The 15,807-nt window shown below is 57.8% G+C and carries 30 protein-coding genes; 2 read left to right on the plus strand and 28 right to left on the minus strand.

What is annotated here, in order from left to right; translation table 11 throughout:
• Window positions 1–6: 6 nt before the first annotated feature.
• Complete coding sequence (locus BF99_RS0102270) at window positions 7–1,299, plus strand: MFS transporter (RefSeq protein WP_025769590.1); 1,293 nt, start codon at window positions 7–9, stop codon at window positions 1,297–1,299.
• 94 nt (window positions 1,300–1,393) lie between these two features.
• Here BF99_RS0102270 and rplQ read toward each other — a convergent pair whose 3' ends face one another.
• A complete protein-coding gene (gene rplQ, locus BF99_RS0102275; RefSeq protein ID WP_025769591.1) occupies window positions 1,394–1,795 on the minus strand; it encodes a 50S ribosomal protein L17 in 402 nt (133 codons plus the stop codon).
• 93 nt (window positions 1,796–1,888) lie between these two features.
• Here rplQ and BF99_RS23890 point away from each other — a divergent pair, with 93 nt between their 5' ends.
• On the plus strand, window positions 1,889–2,014 hold the full coding sequence (locus BF99_RS23890) for a hypothetical protein (RefSeq protein WP_306699459.1): 126 nt from the start codon (window positions 1,889–1,891) through the stop codon (window positions 2,012–2,014).
• 11 nt (window positions 2,015–2,025) lie between these two features.
• On the opposite strand, the gene BF99_RS20015 is transcribed toward BF99_RS23890, so the two are convergent.
• The 27 genes from BF99_RS20015 to rpsJ all read right to left on the minus strand — a co-directional run bounded on the left by BF99_RS20015 (window position 2,026) and on the right by rpsJ (window position 15,728).
• Window positions 2,026–3,024, minus strand: coding sequence for a DNA-directed RNA polymerase subunit alpha (locus tag BF99_RS20015; RefSeq protein ID WP_038096993.1), 999 nt, complete (start codon window positions 3,022–3,024; stop codon window positions 2,026–2,028).
• A gap of 104 nt (window positions 3,025–3,128) precedes the next feature.
• Window positions 3,129–3,752, minus strand: coding sequence for a 30S ribosomal protein S4 (gene rpsD / locus BF99_RS0102290; RefSeq protein WP_025769593.1), 624 nt, complete (start codon window positions 3,750–3,752; stop codon window positions 3,129–3,131).
• A gap of 31 nt (window positions 3,753–3,783) precedes the next feature.
• On the minus strand, window positions 3,784–4,173 hold the full coding sequence (gene rpsK / locus BF99_RS0102295) for a 30S ribosomal protein S11 (RefSeq protein WP_025769594.1): 390 nt from the start codon (window positions 4,171–4,173) through the stop codon (window positions 3,784–3,786).
• 18 nt (window positions 4,174–4,191) lie between these two features.
• Window positions 4,192–4,548 carry a 30S ribosomal protein S13 gene (gene rpsM, locus BF99_RS0102300; RefSeq protein ID WP_025769595.1) on the minus strand — a complete coding sequence of 119 codons (357 nt, stop codon included), beginning with the start codon at window positions 4,546–4,548 and terminating at the stop codon, window positions 4,192–4,194.
• A 56-nt stretch (window positions 4,549–4,604) separates the two neighbouring features.
• Window positions 4,605–4,718 (minus strand): 50S ribosomal protein L36, encoded by a 114-nt coding sequence (gene rpmJ, locus BF99_RS0102305; RefSeq protein ID WP_025769596.1) that lies wholly within the window; start codon window positions 4,716–4,718, stop codon window positions 4,605–4,607.
• A 24-nt stretch (window positions 4,719–4,742) separates the two neighbouring features.
• Window positions 4,743–6,107, minus strand: a complete 1,365-nt coding sequence (gene secY, locus BF99_RS0102310; protein ID WP_025769597.1) for a preprotein translocase subunit SecY — start codon at window positions 6,105–6,107, stop codon at window positions 4,743–4,745.
• A gap of 6 nt (window positions 6,108–6,113) precedes the next feature.
• Window positions 6,114–6,548 carry a 50S ribosomal protein L15 gene (gene rplO, locus BF99_RS0102315; protein WP_025769598.1) on the minus strand — a complete coding sequence of 145 codons (435 nt, stop codon included), beginning with the start codon at window positions 6,546–6,548 and terminating at the stop codon, window positions 6,114–6,116.
• A 3-nt stretch (window positions 6,549–6,551) separates the two neighbouring features.
• Entirely contained in the window at window positions 6,552–6,746 is a 195-nt protein-coding gene (gene rpmD / locus BF99_RS0102320; protein ID WP_025769599.1) for a 50S ribosomal protein L30, read from the minus strand.
• 3 nt (window positions 6,747–6,749) lie between these two features.
• The gene (gene rpsE, locus BF99_RS0102325; RefSeq protein WP_025769600.1) at window positions 6,750–7,259 is read right to left on the minus strand and encodes a 30S ribosomal protein S5; all 510 of its coding nucleotides are present in this window, start codon (window positions 7,257–7,259) and stop codon (window positions 6,750–6,752) included.
• 96 nt (window positions 7,260–7,355) lie between these two features.
• The gene (gene rplR / locus BF99_RS0102330) at window positions 7,356–7,709 is read right to left on the minus strand and encodes a 50S ribosomal protein L18 (RefSeq protein WP_025769601.1); all 354 of its coding nucleotides are present in this window, start codon (window positions 7,707–7,709) and stop codon (window positions 7,356–7,358) included.
• A gap of 11 nt (window positions 7,710–7,720) precedes the next feature.
• Complete coding sequence (gene rplF / locus BF99_RS0102335) at window positions 7,721–8,254, minus strand: 50S ribosomal protein L6 (protein ID WP_025769602.1); 534 nt, start codon at window positions 8,252–8,254, stop codon at window positions 7,721–7,723.
• Between the two features lie 18 nt (window positions 8,255–8,272).
• Entirely contained in the window at window positions 8,273–8,668 is a 396-nt protein-coding gene (gene rpsH, locus BF99_RS0102340) for a 30S ribosomal protein S8 (protein WP_025769603.1), read from the minus strand.
• A 13-nt stretch (window positions 8,669–8,681) separates the two neighbouring features.
• Window positions 8,682–8,987 (minus strand): 30S ribosomal protein S14, encoded by a 306-nt coding sequence (rpsN, locus tag BF99_RS0102345; protein WP_025769604.1) that lies wholly within the window; start codon window positions 8,985–8,987, stop codon window positions 8,682–8,684.
• A gap of 38 nt (window positions 8,988–9,025) precedes the next feature.
• On the minus strand, window positions 9,026–9,574 hold the full coding sequence (gene rplE, locus BF99_RS0102350; protein WP_025769605.1) for a 50S ribosomal protein L5: 549 nt from the start codon (window positions 9,572–9,574) through the stop codon (window positions 9,026–9,028).
• Between the two features lie 84 nt (window positions 9,575–9,658).
• A complete protein-coding gene (gene rplX / locus BF99_RS0102360; protein WP_025769606.1) occupies window positions 9,659–9,979 on the minus strand; it encodes a 50S ribosomal protein L24 in 321 nt (106 codons plus the stop codon).
• Between the two features lie 19 nt (window positions 9,980–9,998).
• On the minus strand, window positions 9,999–10,367 hold the full coding sequence (rplN, locus tag BF99_RS0102365; RefSeq protein ID WP_025769607.1) for a 50S ribosomal protein L14: 369 nt from the start codon (window positions 10,365–10,367) through the stop codon (window positions 9,999–10,001).
• A gap of 68 nt (window positions 10,368–10,435) precedes the next feature.
• Complete coding sequence (gene rpsQ / locus BF99_RS23650) at window positions 10,436–10,675, minus strand: 30S ribosomal protein S17 (RefSeq protein ID WP_025769608.1); 240 nt, start codon at window positions 10,673–10,675, stop codon at window positions 10,436–10,438.
• Window positions 10,676–10,947: 272 nt separating this feature from the next.
• Window positions 10,948–11,139: a 50S ribosomal protein L29 gene (gene rpmC / locus BF99_RS0102375; RefSeq protein ID WP_025769609.1), complete on the minus strand. Its 192-nt coding sequence runs from the start codon at window positions 11,137–11,139 to the stop codon at window positions 10,948–10,950.
• Window positions 11,139–11,552 carry a 50S ribosomal protein L16 gene (gene rplP / locus BF99_RS0102380; protein ID WP_025769610.1) on the minus strand — a complete coding sequence of 138 codons (414 nt, stop codon included), beginning with the start codon at window positions 11,550–11,552 and terminating at the stop codon, window positions 11,139–11,141. Before rplP ends, rpmC begins: the two co-directional genes overlap by 1 nt.
• Entirely contained in the window at window positions 11,549–12,241 is a 693-nt protein-coding gene (rpsC, locus tag BF99_RS0102385) for a 30S ribosomal protein S3 (protein ID WP_025769611.1), read from the minus strand. Before rpsC ends, rplP begins: the two co-directional genes overlap by 4 nt.
• A 4-nt stretch (window positions 12,242–12,245) precedes the next feature.
• A complete protein-coding gene (rplV, locus tag BF99_RS0102390; RefSeq protein WP_025769612.1) occupies window positions 12,246–12,584 on the minus strand; it encodes a 50S ribosomal protein L22 in 339 nt (112 codons plus the stop codon).
• A 36-nt stretch (window positions 12,585–12,620) separates the two neighbouring features.
• The gene (gene rpsS, locus BF99_RS0102395; protein ID WP_025769613.1) at window positions 12,621–12,896 is read right to left on the minus strand and encodes a 30S ribosomal protein S19; all 276 of its coding nucleotides are present in this window, start codon (window positions 12,894–12,896) and stop codon (window positions 12,621–12,623) included.
• A gap of 23 nt (window positions 12,897–12,919) precedes the next feature.
• Window positions 12,920–13,750 carry a 50S ribosomal protein L2 gene (gene rplB / locus BF99_RS0102400; protein WP_025769614.1) on the minus strand — a complete coding sequence of 277 codons (831 nt, stop codon included), beginning with the start codon at window positions 13,748–13,750 and terminating at the stop codon, window positions 12,920–12,922.
• A gap of 62 nt (window positions 13,751–13,812) precedes the next feature.
• On the minus strand, window positions 13,813–14,127 hold the full coding sequence (gene rplW / locus BF99_RS0102405) for a 50S ribosomal protein L23 (protein WP_025769615.1): 315 nt from the start codon (window positions 14,125–14,127) through the stop codon (window positions 13,813–13,815).
• A complete protein-coding gene (gene rplD / locus BF99_RS0102410) occupies window positions 14,124–14,741 on the minus strand; it encodes a 50S ribosomal protein L4 (protein ID WP_025769616.1) in 618 nt (205 codons plus the stop codon). Before rplD ends, rplW begins: the two co-directional genes overlap by 4 nt.
• A 23-nt stretch (window positions 14,742–14,764) precedes the next feature.
• A complete protein-coding gene (gene rplC / locus BF99_RS0102415) occupies window positions 14,765–15,400 on the minus strand; it encodes a 50S ribosomal protein L3 (RefSeq protein WP_025769617.1) in 636 nt (211 codons plus the stop codon).
• 16 nt (window positions 15,401–15,416) lie between these two features.
• Entirely contained in the window at window positions 15,417–15,728 is a 312-nt protein-coding gene (gene rpsJ, locus BF99_RS0102420; RefSeq protein ID WP_025769618.1) for a 30S ribosomal protein S10, read from the minus strand.
• Window positions 15,729–15,807: the final 79 nt, after the last annotated feature.

Raw genomic sequence — 15,807 nt, forward strand, 5'->3', positions numbered from 1 at the left:
AAGGGTATGAGCGAAGAAGCCGCCGGCGTCGAGGTCGATCCTTCTTATGGCCGCAAAAGCGCAGCGGTTGGCGGGATCGATGCCTTCGAGCGCCGTCAAGATCTCTGCGCCATCGCTTTTTCGAATGTCGCCCATACCTTCACCCACCTGCTGACAGCGCTTTACGCCACCGCCGTTTTGCATTTGCCATTGGTTTTCGGCATGCCTTATGGGGAGATGCTGAGCCTTTCGAGTTTGGGGCTCGTGCTCTACGGGGTGGGAGCGTTGCCCGCAGGCTGGCTTGCGGATCGCTGGAGTCGGGCGGGAATGATGGTGATCTTCTTTTTCGGTGTCGGGGCCGGATCCATCTTGACCGGACTGGCCGATGGGCCCGACATGATTTTCATCGGTCTGACCGTTATCGGATTGTTCGCCTCGATCTATCACCCGGTCGGCATCGCTTGGATCGTCGCCTCCGCCCGCCGAAGAGGTATCGTCCTCGGGATCAACGGCGTCTTCGGCAATATCGGCACTTCATTCGCTCCGGTTCTGGTCGGCATGACGATCGATTTTCTATCTTGGCGTGCCGCCTTTTTGATTCCCGGCATCCTGGCCATCCTCAGCGGCATCGGATTGCTCGTCGCTTTGAAAAAGGGACTGGCCAGCGATGTCGAAAACGATCGCACCCCGACCCCGAAGGCACAGCCGGGGGCGGTCTTGCGCGTCTTCCTGATCCTGACATTGACCATGACCTGCGCCGGTTTCATCTATGCCGGACTATCCAATACGATGCCCAAGCTCTTCGAGATCGCACTGGCGGGGGATGGCGATATCAGCTATACCCGTATCGGACTTCTCGTAGGCGTCGTTTCCGCTTCGACCTCGATCTTCGGGGTCTTCGGCGGCTGGCTTGCGGATCGCCTGCCCGTACGCACCATCTATATCATCTGCTGGCTCTTGCAAATCCCGCTGCTTTTAGGGATCGTCTCGATGAGCGGGCATATCGTGATCGCCGCGATCCTGATCGTCTATGGACTCAATATCACTTTCACCGCGGCGGAGAATATACTGGTTGCCCAATACTCGCCTCAACGTTGGCGATCGGTGGCTTATGGCGCGAAATTCGCGCTGGCATTGGGCATCGCAGGTCTATCGGTCATCGTCGCCGGGGATCTATTCGATAGCCAAGGCAACTTCGATATGTTCTATATCATCTTGGGACTTGCAGCCATCTCGGCCACGATCGCCTGCATTTTGCTCCCGAGAGAAAGTGCTTCCACGAGAGTCGTCGAACAGCCATCCCTCAATACATCGAACTGAAATATCGGCCGAGGATTCTCAATCCGCCTCGGATAGGGAAGGATATTCCATCGAATATTCGTTCAGGCGCTCTTTCCAATACTCGCTATCGAGATCAGGACGATTCATCGCCGGAAACGGGAGTTCCCTCTTCCGAGCGAGAGCCATCGACCAATTGAACATAGGCCATCATCGCCTTGTCGCCGGCGCGGTAGCCACATTTGATGATCCGTAGGTATCCACCCGGACGTGCACGATAGCGCGGACCGAGTGTCGAGAAGAGTTTTTGAACGCATTCTTTATCGCGTATCCGGGCAAAAGCGATGCGTCGATTGGCAACGCTGTCGGTCTTCGCCCGGGTGATGAGAGGCTCGATAAAACCCCGCAGCTCCTTCGCCTTGGGCAATGTGGTCCGGATCATCTCATGCTTGACAAGAGAAGCGGACATATTGCGAAACATGGCGTGATAGTGGCTTCGGCTGCGATTGAGATGTCGGCCGGATTTTCGATGCCGCATAGTCTGATACCCGATGATGAAAAAAATGCGAATCGGAGATTTCGCGAAAAGTTGAAACCAAGAACGCCCGACCGGCCTTGTATGGAATCCGAAGTGACAGCGGATGCCTTTCAAACGAATCGGCTCACCGCCGATACATTCGATGCTGATACCTTCGATGCCGATTCCATCGATGCCGATTCCATCGATGCCGATAGATTCGATACCGCTTGGCGCTAGGTGGCTTTCGCTCAATACCTGATCTGTATGCCCTTGGGCGGCCAATTCTCGATTTTCATGCCGAGTTTGAGCCCCTTGGAGGCCAAGGCATCCTTGATCTCGTTGAGAGTCTTCTTGCCGAGGTTGGGGGTTTTCAGCAACGCAGTCTCGGTGCGATTGACCAGATCGCCGATATGATGGATGCCCTCCGCTTTGAGGCAATTGACCGACCGCTGCCCCTTGAGATCGAGCTCGTCGATCGGCATCAAATAGACCGGATCGATTTTATTCTCGGCCTCTTGCGGAGAGGGCAGCGCGGACTCTTCGTCTCCTTGCGATGCCACCGATGCCGAAAGCTGCTCTTGCATCAAACGCACGGCTTCGCGCATCGCCTCCTCGGCGGTGATCGTCCCGTTGGTCTTGATATCGACGATCAACTTGTCGAGATTCGTACGCGATCCCCCGCGCGTGGTATCCACCACATACGAGACCCGACGGATCGGAGAGAACGAGGCATCGAGCAGAAGTTTGCCGATGGACCGATGGGACTTGGCTCCGGTGCGAGCGGATACCGGCTGATAGCCCCTTCCGCGCTCGACCTTCATCGTCATGTCCAAGGCGCCCCCTTCCCTCAAGGTGGCGATCTCGTGATCCTCGTTGATGATCTCGACATCGTGATCGACCACGATATCGCTTGCAAGCACCTTGCACGGTCCCTTCTTGTTGATCGTCAGATCCGATTCATCACGCGTGTGCATACGTACGGCCAATCCCTTGATATTCAGCAGGATGTCCATTACGTCCTCGTGCACACCCTCGATCGTCTCGTAGTCATGCGCCACCTTTTCGATACTCACCTCGGTCACCGCGGACCCGGGCATCGAGGACAGCAAGATCCGACGCAAGGCATTGCCCAACGTATGGCCAAATCCCCGCTCCAAAGGCTCGATGGTGATTTTCGCCTCGTTCTTCCCGGTCTCTTGGACCAAGAAGGGTCTCGGTTTCAAAAGCTCGATCGAACTTTCATCCATCGTCGGCCTCCCGCTGCCAAGATTGGTGTTTTCAAGGAGTTTCGAAGTGGCTCCCATATCCCATACGGAACGGTCGCCTCCTGCTGCTTCGAGCATCGTCGCGATTATTTGGAGTAGAGCTCGACGACGAGCTGCTCGTTGATATCCGGTGGAAGATCCGCACGCTCGGGAGGGGATTTGAAAATGCCCTCCATCTTCGAAGTATCCACGTCCACCCAATCCGGAAAACCGTATTGCTCGGCGAGCGTCAGGGAATCCTGGATGCGTTGCTGTTTTTTGGACTTTTCCCGAATCGCCACCACATCGTCGGCCTTGACATGATAGGAAGGGATATTGACGCATCGTCCGTTGACGGTCACCGCCTTGTGGCTGACCAATTGACGGCTCTCGGCCCGGGTCGCCCCGAAGCCCATACGATAGACCACGTTATCCAAGCGGCATTCGAGCAAGCGCAGAAGATTTCCGCCGGATGCCCCTTTCAAGCGCGCCGCCTCTTTGTAGTAGTTCCGAAACTGCCGCTCGAGAACCCCGTAGATCCGCCGCAGTTTTTGCTTTGCCCTTAACTGCAACGCATAGTCCGAGGCGCGACGCTGACGCCGCGCTCCGTGCTGCCCCGGGGGAGTCTCGAGCTTGCATTTCGAATCCAACGATCGCGAGCGACTCGTGAGCATGAGATCCGACCCCTCGCGCCGGCTGAGTCGGCAGCGAGGACCTGTATACCTTGCCATCGTCTTCTCCGATGTTTTTTACGAACGGGTCTCAAACACGCCGCTTTTTGGGGGCGCGACAACCATTATGCGGAATCGGAGTGACATCCGATATACCGGTGATTTTCAAAAAGCCCGAATTATGCAATGCCCGCACGACGGATTCCCGCCCCGGGCCGGGACCCCGGATCATCACTTCCAGGGTTTTCAATCCATATTCCCTGACCGTCTCGCAGGCCTTGGCGGCGGCGATCTGCGCCGCGAAGGGCGTGCTTTTGCGCGATCCCTTGAAACCATTGGCCCCGGCGCTCGACGACGCCAAGGTATTGCCTTGTCGATCGGTGATGGTGATCACCGTATTGTTGAACGAGGCATGGACATGGGCGATGCCGTCGGTGACGGTATGCCGTATCTTTTTCTTTTTACTGCGAGTCTTGGCCATGATCCGATATCTCGATGATCAGCGCTTGATCGGTTTTCTCGGCCCCTTACGGGTACGAGCGTTGGTATGGGTGCGCTGTCCGCGCAACGGCAACCCGCGACGATGACGGATTCCTCGATAGCAGCCGAGATCCATCAACCGCTTGATATTCATCGCCACCTCCCGACGCAGATCACCCTCGGTGGCGTTATTCGATACTTCCTTGCGCAATATGTCGAGTTGCGAATCGTCGAGATCGCGCACAACGGTCTCGGGATTGATTCCGGTTGCCGTGCAAATTCGCAGGGCGCGGGTGCGGCCAATCCCGTAGATATGCGTCAGCGCTATCCAGATGTGCTTTCGGTCCGGAATGTTGATACCGGCGATGCGAGCCATGACTGTCAGATCTCCTGTTATCTTAAAAAACGAGGCATGCGGCCCCGAGGGCCTTTTTAGCCTTGCCTTTGCTTATGACGTGCATCCTTGCATATCACGCGCACGGTTCGATTGCGCCGAACGATTTTGCAATTCCGACACAGTTTTTTGACCGATGCTCTCACTTTCACGATTGCTCTCCAACGATTCGATGATCAGCGGGGAACCCCTGCGCCTCGGCTATAACCCTTGAGGTTGGCCTTGCGCAGCAGTCCTTCGTATTGATGGGACATCAGATGCGATTGCACCTGGGCCATGAAATCCATGGTCACGACGACGATGATCAACAAGGAAGTGCCGCCGAAGTAAAAAGGGACGTTCCAATTGACGATCATGAACTCCGGCAACAAACAAACCAATGCGATATACCCTGCGCCGAATACCGTCAACTTGGTCATCACGCCGTCGATATATTGCGCCGTTTGATCCCCGGGCCTGCGACCGGGAATGAACGCTCCGGATTTGCGCAGATTATCGGCGGTCTCCTTGGGATCGAAAACCAATGCGGTATAGAAAAAGCAAAAGAAAATGATCGCCGCGGCATAGAGCATCACGTAGATCGGCTGCCCCGGCTGCATCGTAGTGGAGAGATCCCGCAGCCAGACCATCCCCTCGGCGCTACCGAACCAACCCGCCAAAGTACCGGGGAATAAAATGATGCTCGAAGCGAAGATCGGCGGTATCACTCCCGCCATATTCAGTTTGAGCGGCAGATGACTGCTCTGTCCGGCATAGACCCGACGGCCGACCTGTCGCCGGGCGTAGTTGACGGTGATACGACGCTGTCCGCGCTCGACGAAAACGACGAAAGCCGTCACCGCCAAGGCCAAGAAGAGCAAGAAGAGGACGATCATCACGCTCAACTCGCCGGTACGAGCGAGTTCCAAGGTGCCGCCGATGGCCGATGGCAACCCCGCGACGATCCCCGCGAAGATGATGATCGAAATACCGTTTCCGATCCCGCGCTCGCTGACCTGTTCGCCGAGCCACATCAAGAACATCGTCCCCGCCACCAAACTGGTCACCGCGGTGATACGAAAGCCCCAACCGGGATCGATGACCACCTGTAAATTCCCCGCCTGTTGGGCCTCGAGGGCGATCGCCACCCCCAAGGATTGGAACAAAGCCAGAGCGACCGTTCCATAACGGGTATAGCGGGTGATCTTGCGCCGACCCGATTCACCCTCCTTGCGCATCTCCTTGAGTCGAGGATCGACATGGGAGAGAAGCTGCATGATGATCGAGGCCGAGATATAAGGCATGATGCCGATGGCGAAGATCGAAAATCTCTCGAGCGCCCCGCCCGAGAACATGTTGAACATGTCAAGAATCGTGCCCCTTTGCTGTTCGAAGAGGGCATCGAGGGCGATGGGGTCGATCCCCGGGACCGGAATGAAGGTCCCCAGCCGGAAAACCACGAGGGCTCCGAGCACGAAGAGGAGGCGGGCTTTGAGCTCGCTGGAAGTCCCCCCCGAACCGGGAAGGATACCCCCCGAAGACTGTTTTTTACTCTTTGCCATGGAGGATCAATCCTCGACGCTTCCGCCACCGGACTCGATTGCCGCCTTGGCCCCCTTCGAAACGGGAATGCCGCGAACGGTATAGGCTTGGGTCAAACTCCCCTCGCCGTAAATCTTGACGTATTTGATATTCTTTCGAATCAGCCCCGCTTTTTTGAGACTATCGATGGTGATGACGGTCTCACCACAGCCTTCGAGGGCACTGATGCGCAGATTGCGACGAAAAAGGGATTTACGCGAAGTGAATCCGAATTTCGGCAGCCGTCGCTGCAAAGGCATCTGCCCCCCTTCGAAACCCTTGCGCACCGATCCGCCGGCACGGGACTTCTGCCCCTTATGCCCGCGACCGCAAGTCTTGCCGAGCCCGGAAGCCGCACCGCGACCGCAGCGTTTGCGCTCGCGCTTGGCCCCTTTGGGAGAGCGGATATCGTTGAGCTGCATCGTTCAGACCTCCTCGACATCGAGAAGATAGGCCACCTTGTTGATCATCCCCCGGGTGCAGGGCGTATCCTCGATCACCTTGCTGTGCCGAATGCGCCGAAGACCGAGTCCGCGCACGCAAGCCCGATGGCTTTTCAAACGCCCGTTGACACTCTTTCGCAATGTGACCTTCACTTTCTTCGTCGCTCCATCACTCATGGCTCACCCCCGCAGGTCCTTGATATCGAGCCCGCGCTTGGCCGCATAGTATTTGGGCGAGCGCATGCTCGAAAGCCCGCCCATCGTCGCGCGAATGACATTGATCGGATTATTCGATCCGATGCATTTGGCAAGGATATCCCGGACCCCGAGAACCTCGAAAACCGCCCGCATCGAGCCGCCGGCGATAATCCCCGTACCCTCGGATGCAGGCTGCATGTAGACCCGAGCGGCACCGTGCCTTGCGGTGATCGGATAGTGGATGGTGCCCTCGTGCAAGGGAACATCCACCATGTTGCGACGGGCGTTTTCCATCGCCTTTTGGATGGCGGCGGGCACCTCTCGGGCTTTGCCGCGACCCATACCGACTTTTCCCTTGCCGTCTCCGACCACGGTCAAAGCGGTAAACCCGAATAAACGCCCACCCTTGACAACCTTGGCGACTCGATTGATCGCCACGAGTTTCTCGAGCAGATCTTCCTTGTTATCCGCGGAGTTCTGATAGTTCGCCATAACCGTGATTCTCGATCCGCCAACGGGCGGTCACAATGAAAAGGTGAAAGGGGTATTGCCCTTGTCAGGGCTTTCGCCTCGATCCGCCGGCATGTGTCAAAAGGACAAGCCCGCCTCGCGCGCGGCATCGGCCAAGGCCTTGATACGGCCGTGGTATTTGAAGCCCGAACGATCGAAGGCCACGCGTTCGACCCCCGCCTGCTTCGCACGCTCGGCGACGATACGTCCGACCACCGAGGCCGCCGAACGATTTCCCCCGTATGAAACTTCGCTGCGCACGTCTTTGTCGAGCGTCGAGGCGCTGGCGAGGGTGCGATCTCCCTCGGGAGAGATGATCTGGGCATAGATATGCCTGGGCGTCCGATGGATGCTCATCCGGGGAACTCGCAGACCGAGGATATGTCGGCGCGTTTTCTTCGCCCGCCTCATGCGAGACTGTTTTCGATGCAGGTTCATGTCGGTTACTTTTTCTTGGCTTCCTTGCGAACGATATTCTCGTCTTTGTAGCGAACGCCCTTGCCCTTGTAGGGCTCCGGCGGCCGCCAGGCTCTGATCTCCGCAGCGACCTGACCGACCCGCTGCTTATCCGCCCCGCGCACCGAGATTTCGGTTTGCGCCGGAGTCTCGATATCCACTCCATCCGGAACCGGATATTCGACCTGGTGCGAATAACCGAGCGAAAGATTGAGGATCTTGCCCTGCATCTGCGCTCGATAGCCGACCCCGACCAACTGCAGGTTTTTCACGAAGCCTTCCGACACTCCATGCACCATATTGGCAATCAACGCCCGGGCCGTGCCCACCTGCATCATTCCACCCTCGACACCCTTCTTCAAGGAGCAGCGGATCTCGTCGCCTTCTTGCACCACATCGACCGATGCGTGCAAGGGCATATTCAGCTGTCCCTTCGGTCCTTTGACCGAAACGCCTTCCTTTCCGATCGCGACCTCGACTCCCGCAGGCACGGCGACCGGCATTTTTGCGACCCTGGACATGATGGCTAATCTCCGATGTCATGCAACGATGCAGATCACTTCGCCGCCGTGACCTGCAGCACGTGCCTGGCGATCGGTCATCAGCCCTTTGGATGTCGATATCACGGCGATGCCGAGACCGTTCATCACAGTAGGCAGAGCGTCTTTTCCCCGGTATACCCTCAAACCGGGGCGACTGACTCTCTTGAGGGTCTCGATGACCGGTCGCCCTTCGAAATAGCGAAGCACGATCGAAATTCGAGGCTTGTCATCAGCCTCCTCGATGGAAAAATCCTTGATATAGCCCTGCTGTTTGAGCAGCGCCGCGATCGCGGATTTCTGCTTCGACATCGGGATCATGACCCGCACCTTACCCGCGGACTGGCCGTTGCGGATGCGAGTCAGCATATCGGCAATGGGATCTTGCATGCTCATAAAAGAGGCACCTTCACCAGCTGGCCTTCACCAAACCCGGAACATCTCCATTCATCACGGATTCACGCAGTTTATTGCGGCCGAGACCGAATTTTCGGTAGTAAGCATGTGGTCGGCCGGTCAATCTGCAGCGATTTTGCCTCCGTGTCGGGCAGGAATTGCGGGGCAAGGCATTGAGACTTCTTTGCGCCCGCTCACGCTCTTCATAACTCGATCGCGGATTGCGAATGATCTCTTTGAGCTGCGCTCGCTTTTTTGCGTGCTTCGCCGCAAGCCTCGCCCTTTTCGCCTCGCGATTGATGATCGAAAGCTTCGCCATGAATGCTTCGCTCCTCTTTGTTCTTGTCTTGTCGTCGATCAGTTTCGGCGAAAGGGGAAATCGAAACCGGATAGAAGAGCCAAGGCTTCCTCGTCCGTATTCGCCGACGTGGAGATCGATATATCAAGCCCTCGAATCGCATCGATCTTGTCGTAGTCGATCTCGGGAAAGATCACCTGCTCCTTGATCCCGAGGTTGTAGTTCCCCCGACCGTCGAAAGCCGACGCCCTGAATCCGCGAAAATCACGAACCCTCGGTATGGCCACGCTGATCAAGCGATCCAGAAATTCGTACATGCGATTGCGCCGCAGCGTAACCTTGCATCCGATCGGCCAGCCTTCTCGAATCTTGAAGCCCGCCACCGATTTCCGCGCCCGGGTCATGATCGGATTCTGGCCGACGATCAATCGCAGATCCCCCAGAGCGTTTTCCAACACTTTCTTGTCGCCGACGGCCTCTCCGACCCCCATGTTGAGGGTGATTTTCTCGATCTTCGGCACCTGCATCACATTCGAATAGCCGAAACGCTCCTTGAGCATCGGGATCACCGATTCTCGATAGGTCTGCTGAAGCCTTGGCGTGCTCACGAAAAAAACTCCTTGGAAAACGAAACGGCCGGCGATGCGATACCGACGATCCGGGGAATATCGAGCGATCCGTCGAGGATCTTGCTAGATATCCACAACCTCACCGGTGGACTTGAAGATCCTCACCTTGCGGCCGTCTTCGAGGTTCTTGACCCCGATGCGATCGCCTTTGCCGGTGACGGGATTGAAAAGCGCGATATTGGAGATCTGAATCGGAAGCTCCTTTTCCAATATCCCTCCCGATGTCCCTTTTTGCGGGTTGGGGCGAGTATGGCACTTGGCGAGATTGACACCCTCGACAAGCGCCTGATTTCGATCCTTGTGCACCGAGATCACTCGACCGCGTTTGCCGCGATCCCGTCCGACGAGGACCACGACATCGTCTCCCTTCCTGATTCTTTGCATCGCCATCGCCGTCGAACCTCTACAAGACTTCGGGGGCCAAAGAAACGATCTTCATGAACCGCTCGCCCCGCAATTCACGGGTGACCGGTCCGAAAATACGGGTGCCGATCGGCTGCATCTGATTCGTCAAGAGAACGGCGGCATTGCGATCGAAACGAATCAAGGATCCGTCGGGACGCCTTACCCCCTTGCGGGTACGAACCACCACCGCGTTGTACATTTCGCCCTTCTTGACCTTGCCTCTGGGGATCGCCTCTTTGACGGTGACCTTGACGACATCCCCGATCCCGGCATAACGACGCTTCGATCCGCCGAGCACCTTGACGCACATCAATCGCCGGGCACCGCTGTTATCTGCGGCATCGAGCATGGATTGCATCTGGATCATGATTCGTATCTCGCTTTATGAAGCCCGAAAACGCTCTCGGTGATGATCGTTGGGATCGTCGGCGACGATCACTTCGAGCGCCTGATGATCTCGTGCACCCGCCACGACTTGGTCTTCGAGATCGGGCGACATTGCACGATGGAGATGCGATCTCCGATGCGACAGGTTTCGCTTTCATCATGGGCGTGCATCTTCGTCGAACGCCGGATGTACTTTTTATAAAGCGGATGCTTGACCTTGCGCTCGACCAGCACGGTCACCGTTTTTTGCATCTTGTCGCTCACGACCTGCCCCACCACCTTGCGGATCGTCTTCGGCTTTGGGCTTGCGCCCTCGGCTTGGCTCTTTGCGCTTGCCGATTGCACCGATCCATCGACCGATCCATCGGCGGCGGTCGCCTCCTTAGGCTCGGCTGGCGAAGGCTCGGCGGAATCGGATTCGACCGGGGCGTCGGCGGCGTTCGAAGGGGCCGGGGCTTCCGGAGTCTCCTCCGGGGCCTGCTCCGAGGCCGATACTTCAACGTCCGCAGACGAAGGATCGGATGATTCGGCCTTCACTTCTTCGGCTGATCGTTCTTCGTTCATGATCTTTCTCGTTCGCTCAAGATCGTTTGGATACGGGCGATGGTGCGCCGGGCTTCTTTGAATCGATGGTGCCCGGTCAGTTGCCCGCTACCCCTTTGCATCCGAAGATTGAAAATCTCCCGATGGGATTCGAGCAACTCCTTGCGAAGCTCCTCGTCGCTCTTTTCTCTCAATAAGCCCGCATTCATCAGATCGCCGTCCGGTTGATGAAGGTCGTGCGCACCGGGAGTTTGGCACCGGCAAGGCGGAAGGCCTCTCTGGCCAGACTCTCGTCGACGCCTTGCATTTCATAGAGCATTTTTCCCGGCTGGATCAGCGCGACCCAATACTCGACATTGCCCTTGCCCTTGCCCTGTCTGACTTCGAGGGGCTTTTTGGTAATCGGCTTGTCGGGGAAGATGCGAATCCACACCTTCGCGCCGCGTCGGACCTTACGGGTGATGGCCCGTCGCGCAGCCTCGATCTGGCGAGCGGTGATTCGACCCCTGGTCGTGGCCATCATCCCGTACTCGCCGAAGCTGACGCGATTGCCTACGGTCGCAAGCCCTCGATTTCGGCCCTTGTGCTGCTTGCGATACTTCGTTCTCTTCGGCTGCATCATGGCCGTTCAGACTCCTTCTGACGCTGCTTGCTCGACTGCGTTTTTTCTTCGAGATCGGCGCGACTCAAAATCTCGCCTTTGAATATCCAAACCTTGACTCCGATGATCCCGTACGACGTTTTGGCCTCGGAGAATCCGTAGTCGATATCCGCTCGCAGGGTATGCAGCGGAACCCGACCCTCCCGGTACCATTCCGAACGGGCGATCTCCGCTCCGTTGAGGCGACCGGAAACCCGCACCTTGACCCCTTGAGCCCCCAAGCGCATGGCGTTGGTAACCGCACGGCGCATCGCCCGCCGAAACATGATGCGGCGTTCGAGCTGATTGGCGATGCTCTCGGAAACGAGGTAGGCATCGATTTCGGGCTTCCTGATTTCCTCGACCGCCACATGGACCTGGATACCCATCATCTTCGAAATTTCATTGCGCAAGGATTCGATATCCTCGCCTTTCTTGCCGATCACGATCCCGGGGCGGGCGGTGTGGATGACGATGCGCGCGCTCTTCGCCGGACGTTCGATCGTTATCCGACTCACCGAAGCATGGGCGAGTTTCTTGCGAATATGAGCCCGGACCGCGATATCCGTATTCAAATGCTCCGAATATTCGGCGCGCTCGGCATACCAAGTCGAGGACCAATCCTTGACGATCCCGAGTCTTATTCCGATCGGATGTACTTTTTGGCCCATGGTGCTATGCCCGCTCGTCGGTTACGGTCAGCATGATATGACTCGTGCGCTTGATGATTCGATTGGCTCGTCCTCGAGCCCGGGGGCGATGACGCCGATATACCGGACCCTTGTCGACCATGACGGATGCGATGCGGAGATCGTCGATATCCGCACCCTCGTTATTTTCGGCGTTGGCAATGGCGGATTCGAGCACTTTACGCATGGCAACCGCCGCCTTTTGTTTGCTGAAGCGCAAAATCTCGACCGCTTTTTCTACCGGCAACCCGCGAACCTGATCCGCGACCAACCTCACCTTTTGCGGCGAGAGACGCGCTCGGGAAAGCCTTGCGGAGGTATCCATCATGCAATTCCTTTTCCTTCTTGCGCAAAGGAGCGCTTATCTTCTGGTCTTGCGATCCGCGGCATGCCCACGAAATGTGCGGGTAGGCGCGAATTCGCCGAGTTTGTGGCCCACCATGTTCTCGGTGATCAACACCGGGACATGCTGGCGACCGTTATGCACCGCAATGGTCAGACCGACCATCTCCGGAATCACCATCGAGCGTCTGGACCAAGTACGAATCGGGCGCCGGCTGCCGGATTCCTGCGCTGCATTGACCTTGTCGATGAGGTGGTTGTCGACGAAAGGACCTTTTTTGATCGAACGTGGCACGGTTCAAGATTCCCTTGGAAGATTTATTTACGCCGATTCCTGCGCCGGACGATCATCGAAGAGGTCCGCTTGTTGCGCCGGGTCTTGTGTCCTTTGGTGGGCACACCCCATGGAGTGACCGGATGCCGACCGCCGGAAGTCCGGCCCTCGCCCCCGCCATGCGGGTGATCCACCGGATTCATCGCCACCCCCCGAACCGTAGGGCGCCGTCCCCGCCACCTCGTGGCTCCCGCCTTGCCCAAAGAGCGCAATGAATGCTCGTTGTTGCCGACCTCGCCCACCGTCGCTCGGCATGCGCTTTGCACCTTGCGCAGCTCTCCGGAGCGAAGACGCAAGGTGGCATGGGCACCCTCTCGAGCCACGATCTGAACGCTGGCTCCTGCGCTGCGCGCGATCTGCGCCCCCTTGCCGGGCTTGAGTTCGATGCAATGCACCGTGGTCCCCACCGGAATATCGGTCAGCGGCAGGCTGTTGCCGGGACGAATCGGAGCGTTGCGACCGGAAAGCAGAGCATCCCCCGCCGCCACATGGCGGGGCGCGATGATATATCGGCGCTCGCCGTCGGCATAAAGAAGAAGGGCGATATTGGCGCTTCGATTCGGGTCATATTCGATCCGCTCCACCTTGGCCGGAACATCGTCCTTCGTCCGTTTGAAATCGACCTGTCGATAGCGCCGTTTATGACCGCCCCCTCGATGTCGAGTGGTGATCCGGCCCAAGTTATTGCGCCCACCGCTACGCGTCTTCTTCGCCACCAAAGGGCCATGAGGCTCGCCTTTGTGCAGGCTGCGATCCTTGACGCTCGAGACGAAACGCCGACCGGCGGAGGTGGGTTTCGCTTGGGTGACTGCCATCACTGTCTCTCCTGATCTGTCGAAGCGGCGAGTGTTCGAGGCGATGCCGAAAATCGTTTCGGCTACTCGGCCGCGGCCACGGGTTCTGCGAAGTCGATATCAAAACCCGGCTTCAACTTGATATAGGCCTTTCGCCAATCCGAGCGGCGACCGCGATTTCTTCCCGGCAAGCCCTTGGTCTTGCCCTTGACGTTCAAAACCCTCACCGATGCCACCTCGACCTTGAACATCTTTTCCACCGCCCGCCGAATCTCGTCCTTGCGAGCGTCGGTGCGCACCCGAAAGGCGATCTGATTGGATGCCTCGGCCAAGCGCGTGCTCTTTTCGGATATATGCGGAGAGAGAAGAACGTTCATCAACCGCTGCTCGTTGTTCATGCGAATCGCTCCTCGAGCATCTTCACCGCCGCCGCCGTCATCAAGATGCTCTTGAACGCCAGCAGACTCACGGGATTGATCTCGGCGCTGCACTGCACATCGACCCGAGGGAGGTTGCGGCAGGCCAAAGCGATGGTATCGTCCCGCTGGGCCGTTACCACCAGAACGTCGCTTACCCCCAAACCCGAAAGGCGCGCCGCCATCTCCTTCGTCTTCGGCTTTTCCATGGAGAGATCGTCCACCACCAACAGACGTTTCTTGCGCAGCAGCTCGGAGAGGATCGAGCGCATCGCACCTCGATACATCTTGCGATTCACCTTTTGCTTGAACGAGCGCGGGCGAGCCGCGAAGGTGACCCCGCCTCCACGCCAGATCGGGCTACGGATACTACCGGCGCGGGCTCTTCCCAATCCTTTTTGTCGCCAAGGCTTGGAACCGCCGCCGCGTACATCGGAGCGGTTTTTCTGCATTTTCGTACCGGCCCGGCCCGCCGCCATATAGGCCACGACGACTTGGTGAACCAAAGCCTCGTTGTATTCGACCCCGAAGGCGCTGTCGGCAAGACCCAATGGGCCGCCTTCTTGGCCGTTGCCGGTGAGAATCTTGATTTCCATGATGCGGCTCGTCCTCGAAACTCTCAGCGCGCCTTGACCGCCGGACGCACGATGACATGGCCGCCTTTGGGCCCCGGAATCGCCCCTTTGATCAACAACGCGCTCCGGGCTTCGTCCACCCGCACGATCTCGAGATTTTGAACGGTGCGGCGCACATTTCCCATTCGACCGGCCATCTTCTTGCCTTTGAATACCCGACCCGGGGTCTGGTTCTGGCCGATCGAACCGGGCGCGCGATGCGCAAGAGAATTTCCGTGCGTGGCGTCCTGGGTACGAAAGTGATGGCGCTTGACCACGCCGGCATAGCCTTTGCCGATGCTGGTACCGGTGGCATCGACTTTCTGTCCTTGCTCGAATACGGTGACTTCGAGGATATCCCCGGAGGCGAATTCCTCGCCCTCGGCGAGACGGAATTCCCACAGCCCTTCTCCGGCCTCGACCTTGCAGCCGGCGAAATGACCGGCCTCGGGGCGGTTCAAACGGCTCGGCTTCTTGGATCCCGTGGTCACCTGAATCGCCCGATAACCGTCGCGATCCGAGGCTTTGACGCAAGTCACCCTATTGGGCTGCACGAAGACCACGGTCACCGGAATGGATTGTCCGGTGTCATCGAATATTCGGGTCATCCCCACTTTGCGACCTACAAGACCGATCGGCATCTTCATTCGCTCCGGTTCAACTGACCTTGATCTGAACATCCACGCCGGCGGCCAGATCAAGCTTCATCAAGGCGTCGACGGTCTTGTCGGTGGGATTGACGATATCGAGGATTCGCTTGTGAGTGCGAAGCTCGTACTGATCCCGGGCGTCTTTGTTGACATGCGGAGAGATCAAGATGGTGTAGCGTTCCTTTCTCGTGGGCAGGGGGATGGGGCCGCGCACCATCGCTCCGGTACGACGAGCGGTCTCGACGATTTCTGCCGCCGATTGGTCGATCAGCCGGTGATCGAAAGCCTTGAGGCGAATTCGGATAGTCTGATCTGCCATCGGTTCAACTCTTCGGGCGACTCACCGCGAGGGTGAAGAAAGGGGAGAAAAGGGCGCTCATTCGATGATTTTGGCGACG

The sequence above is a fragment of the Thioalkalivibrio sp. HK1 genome, from assembly GCA_000583135.1.
Taxonomy (GTDB): Bacteria; Pseudomonadota; Gammaproteobacteria; order HK1; family HK1; genus HK1.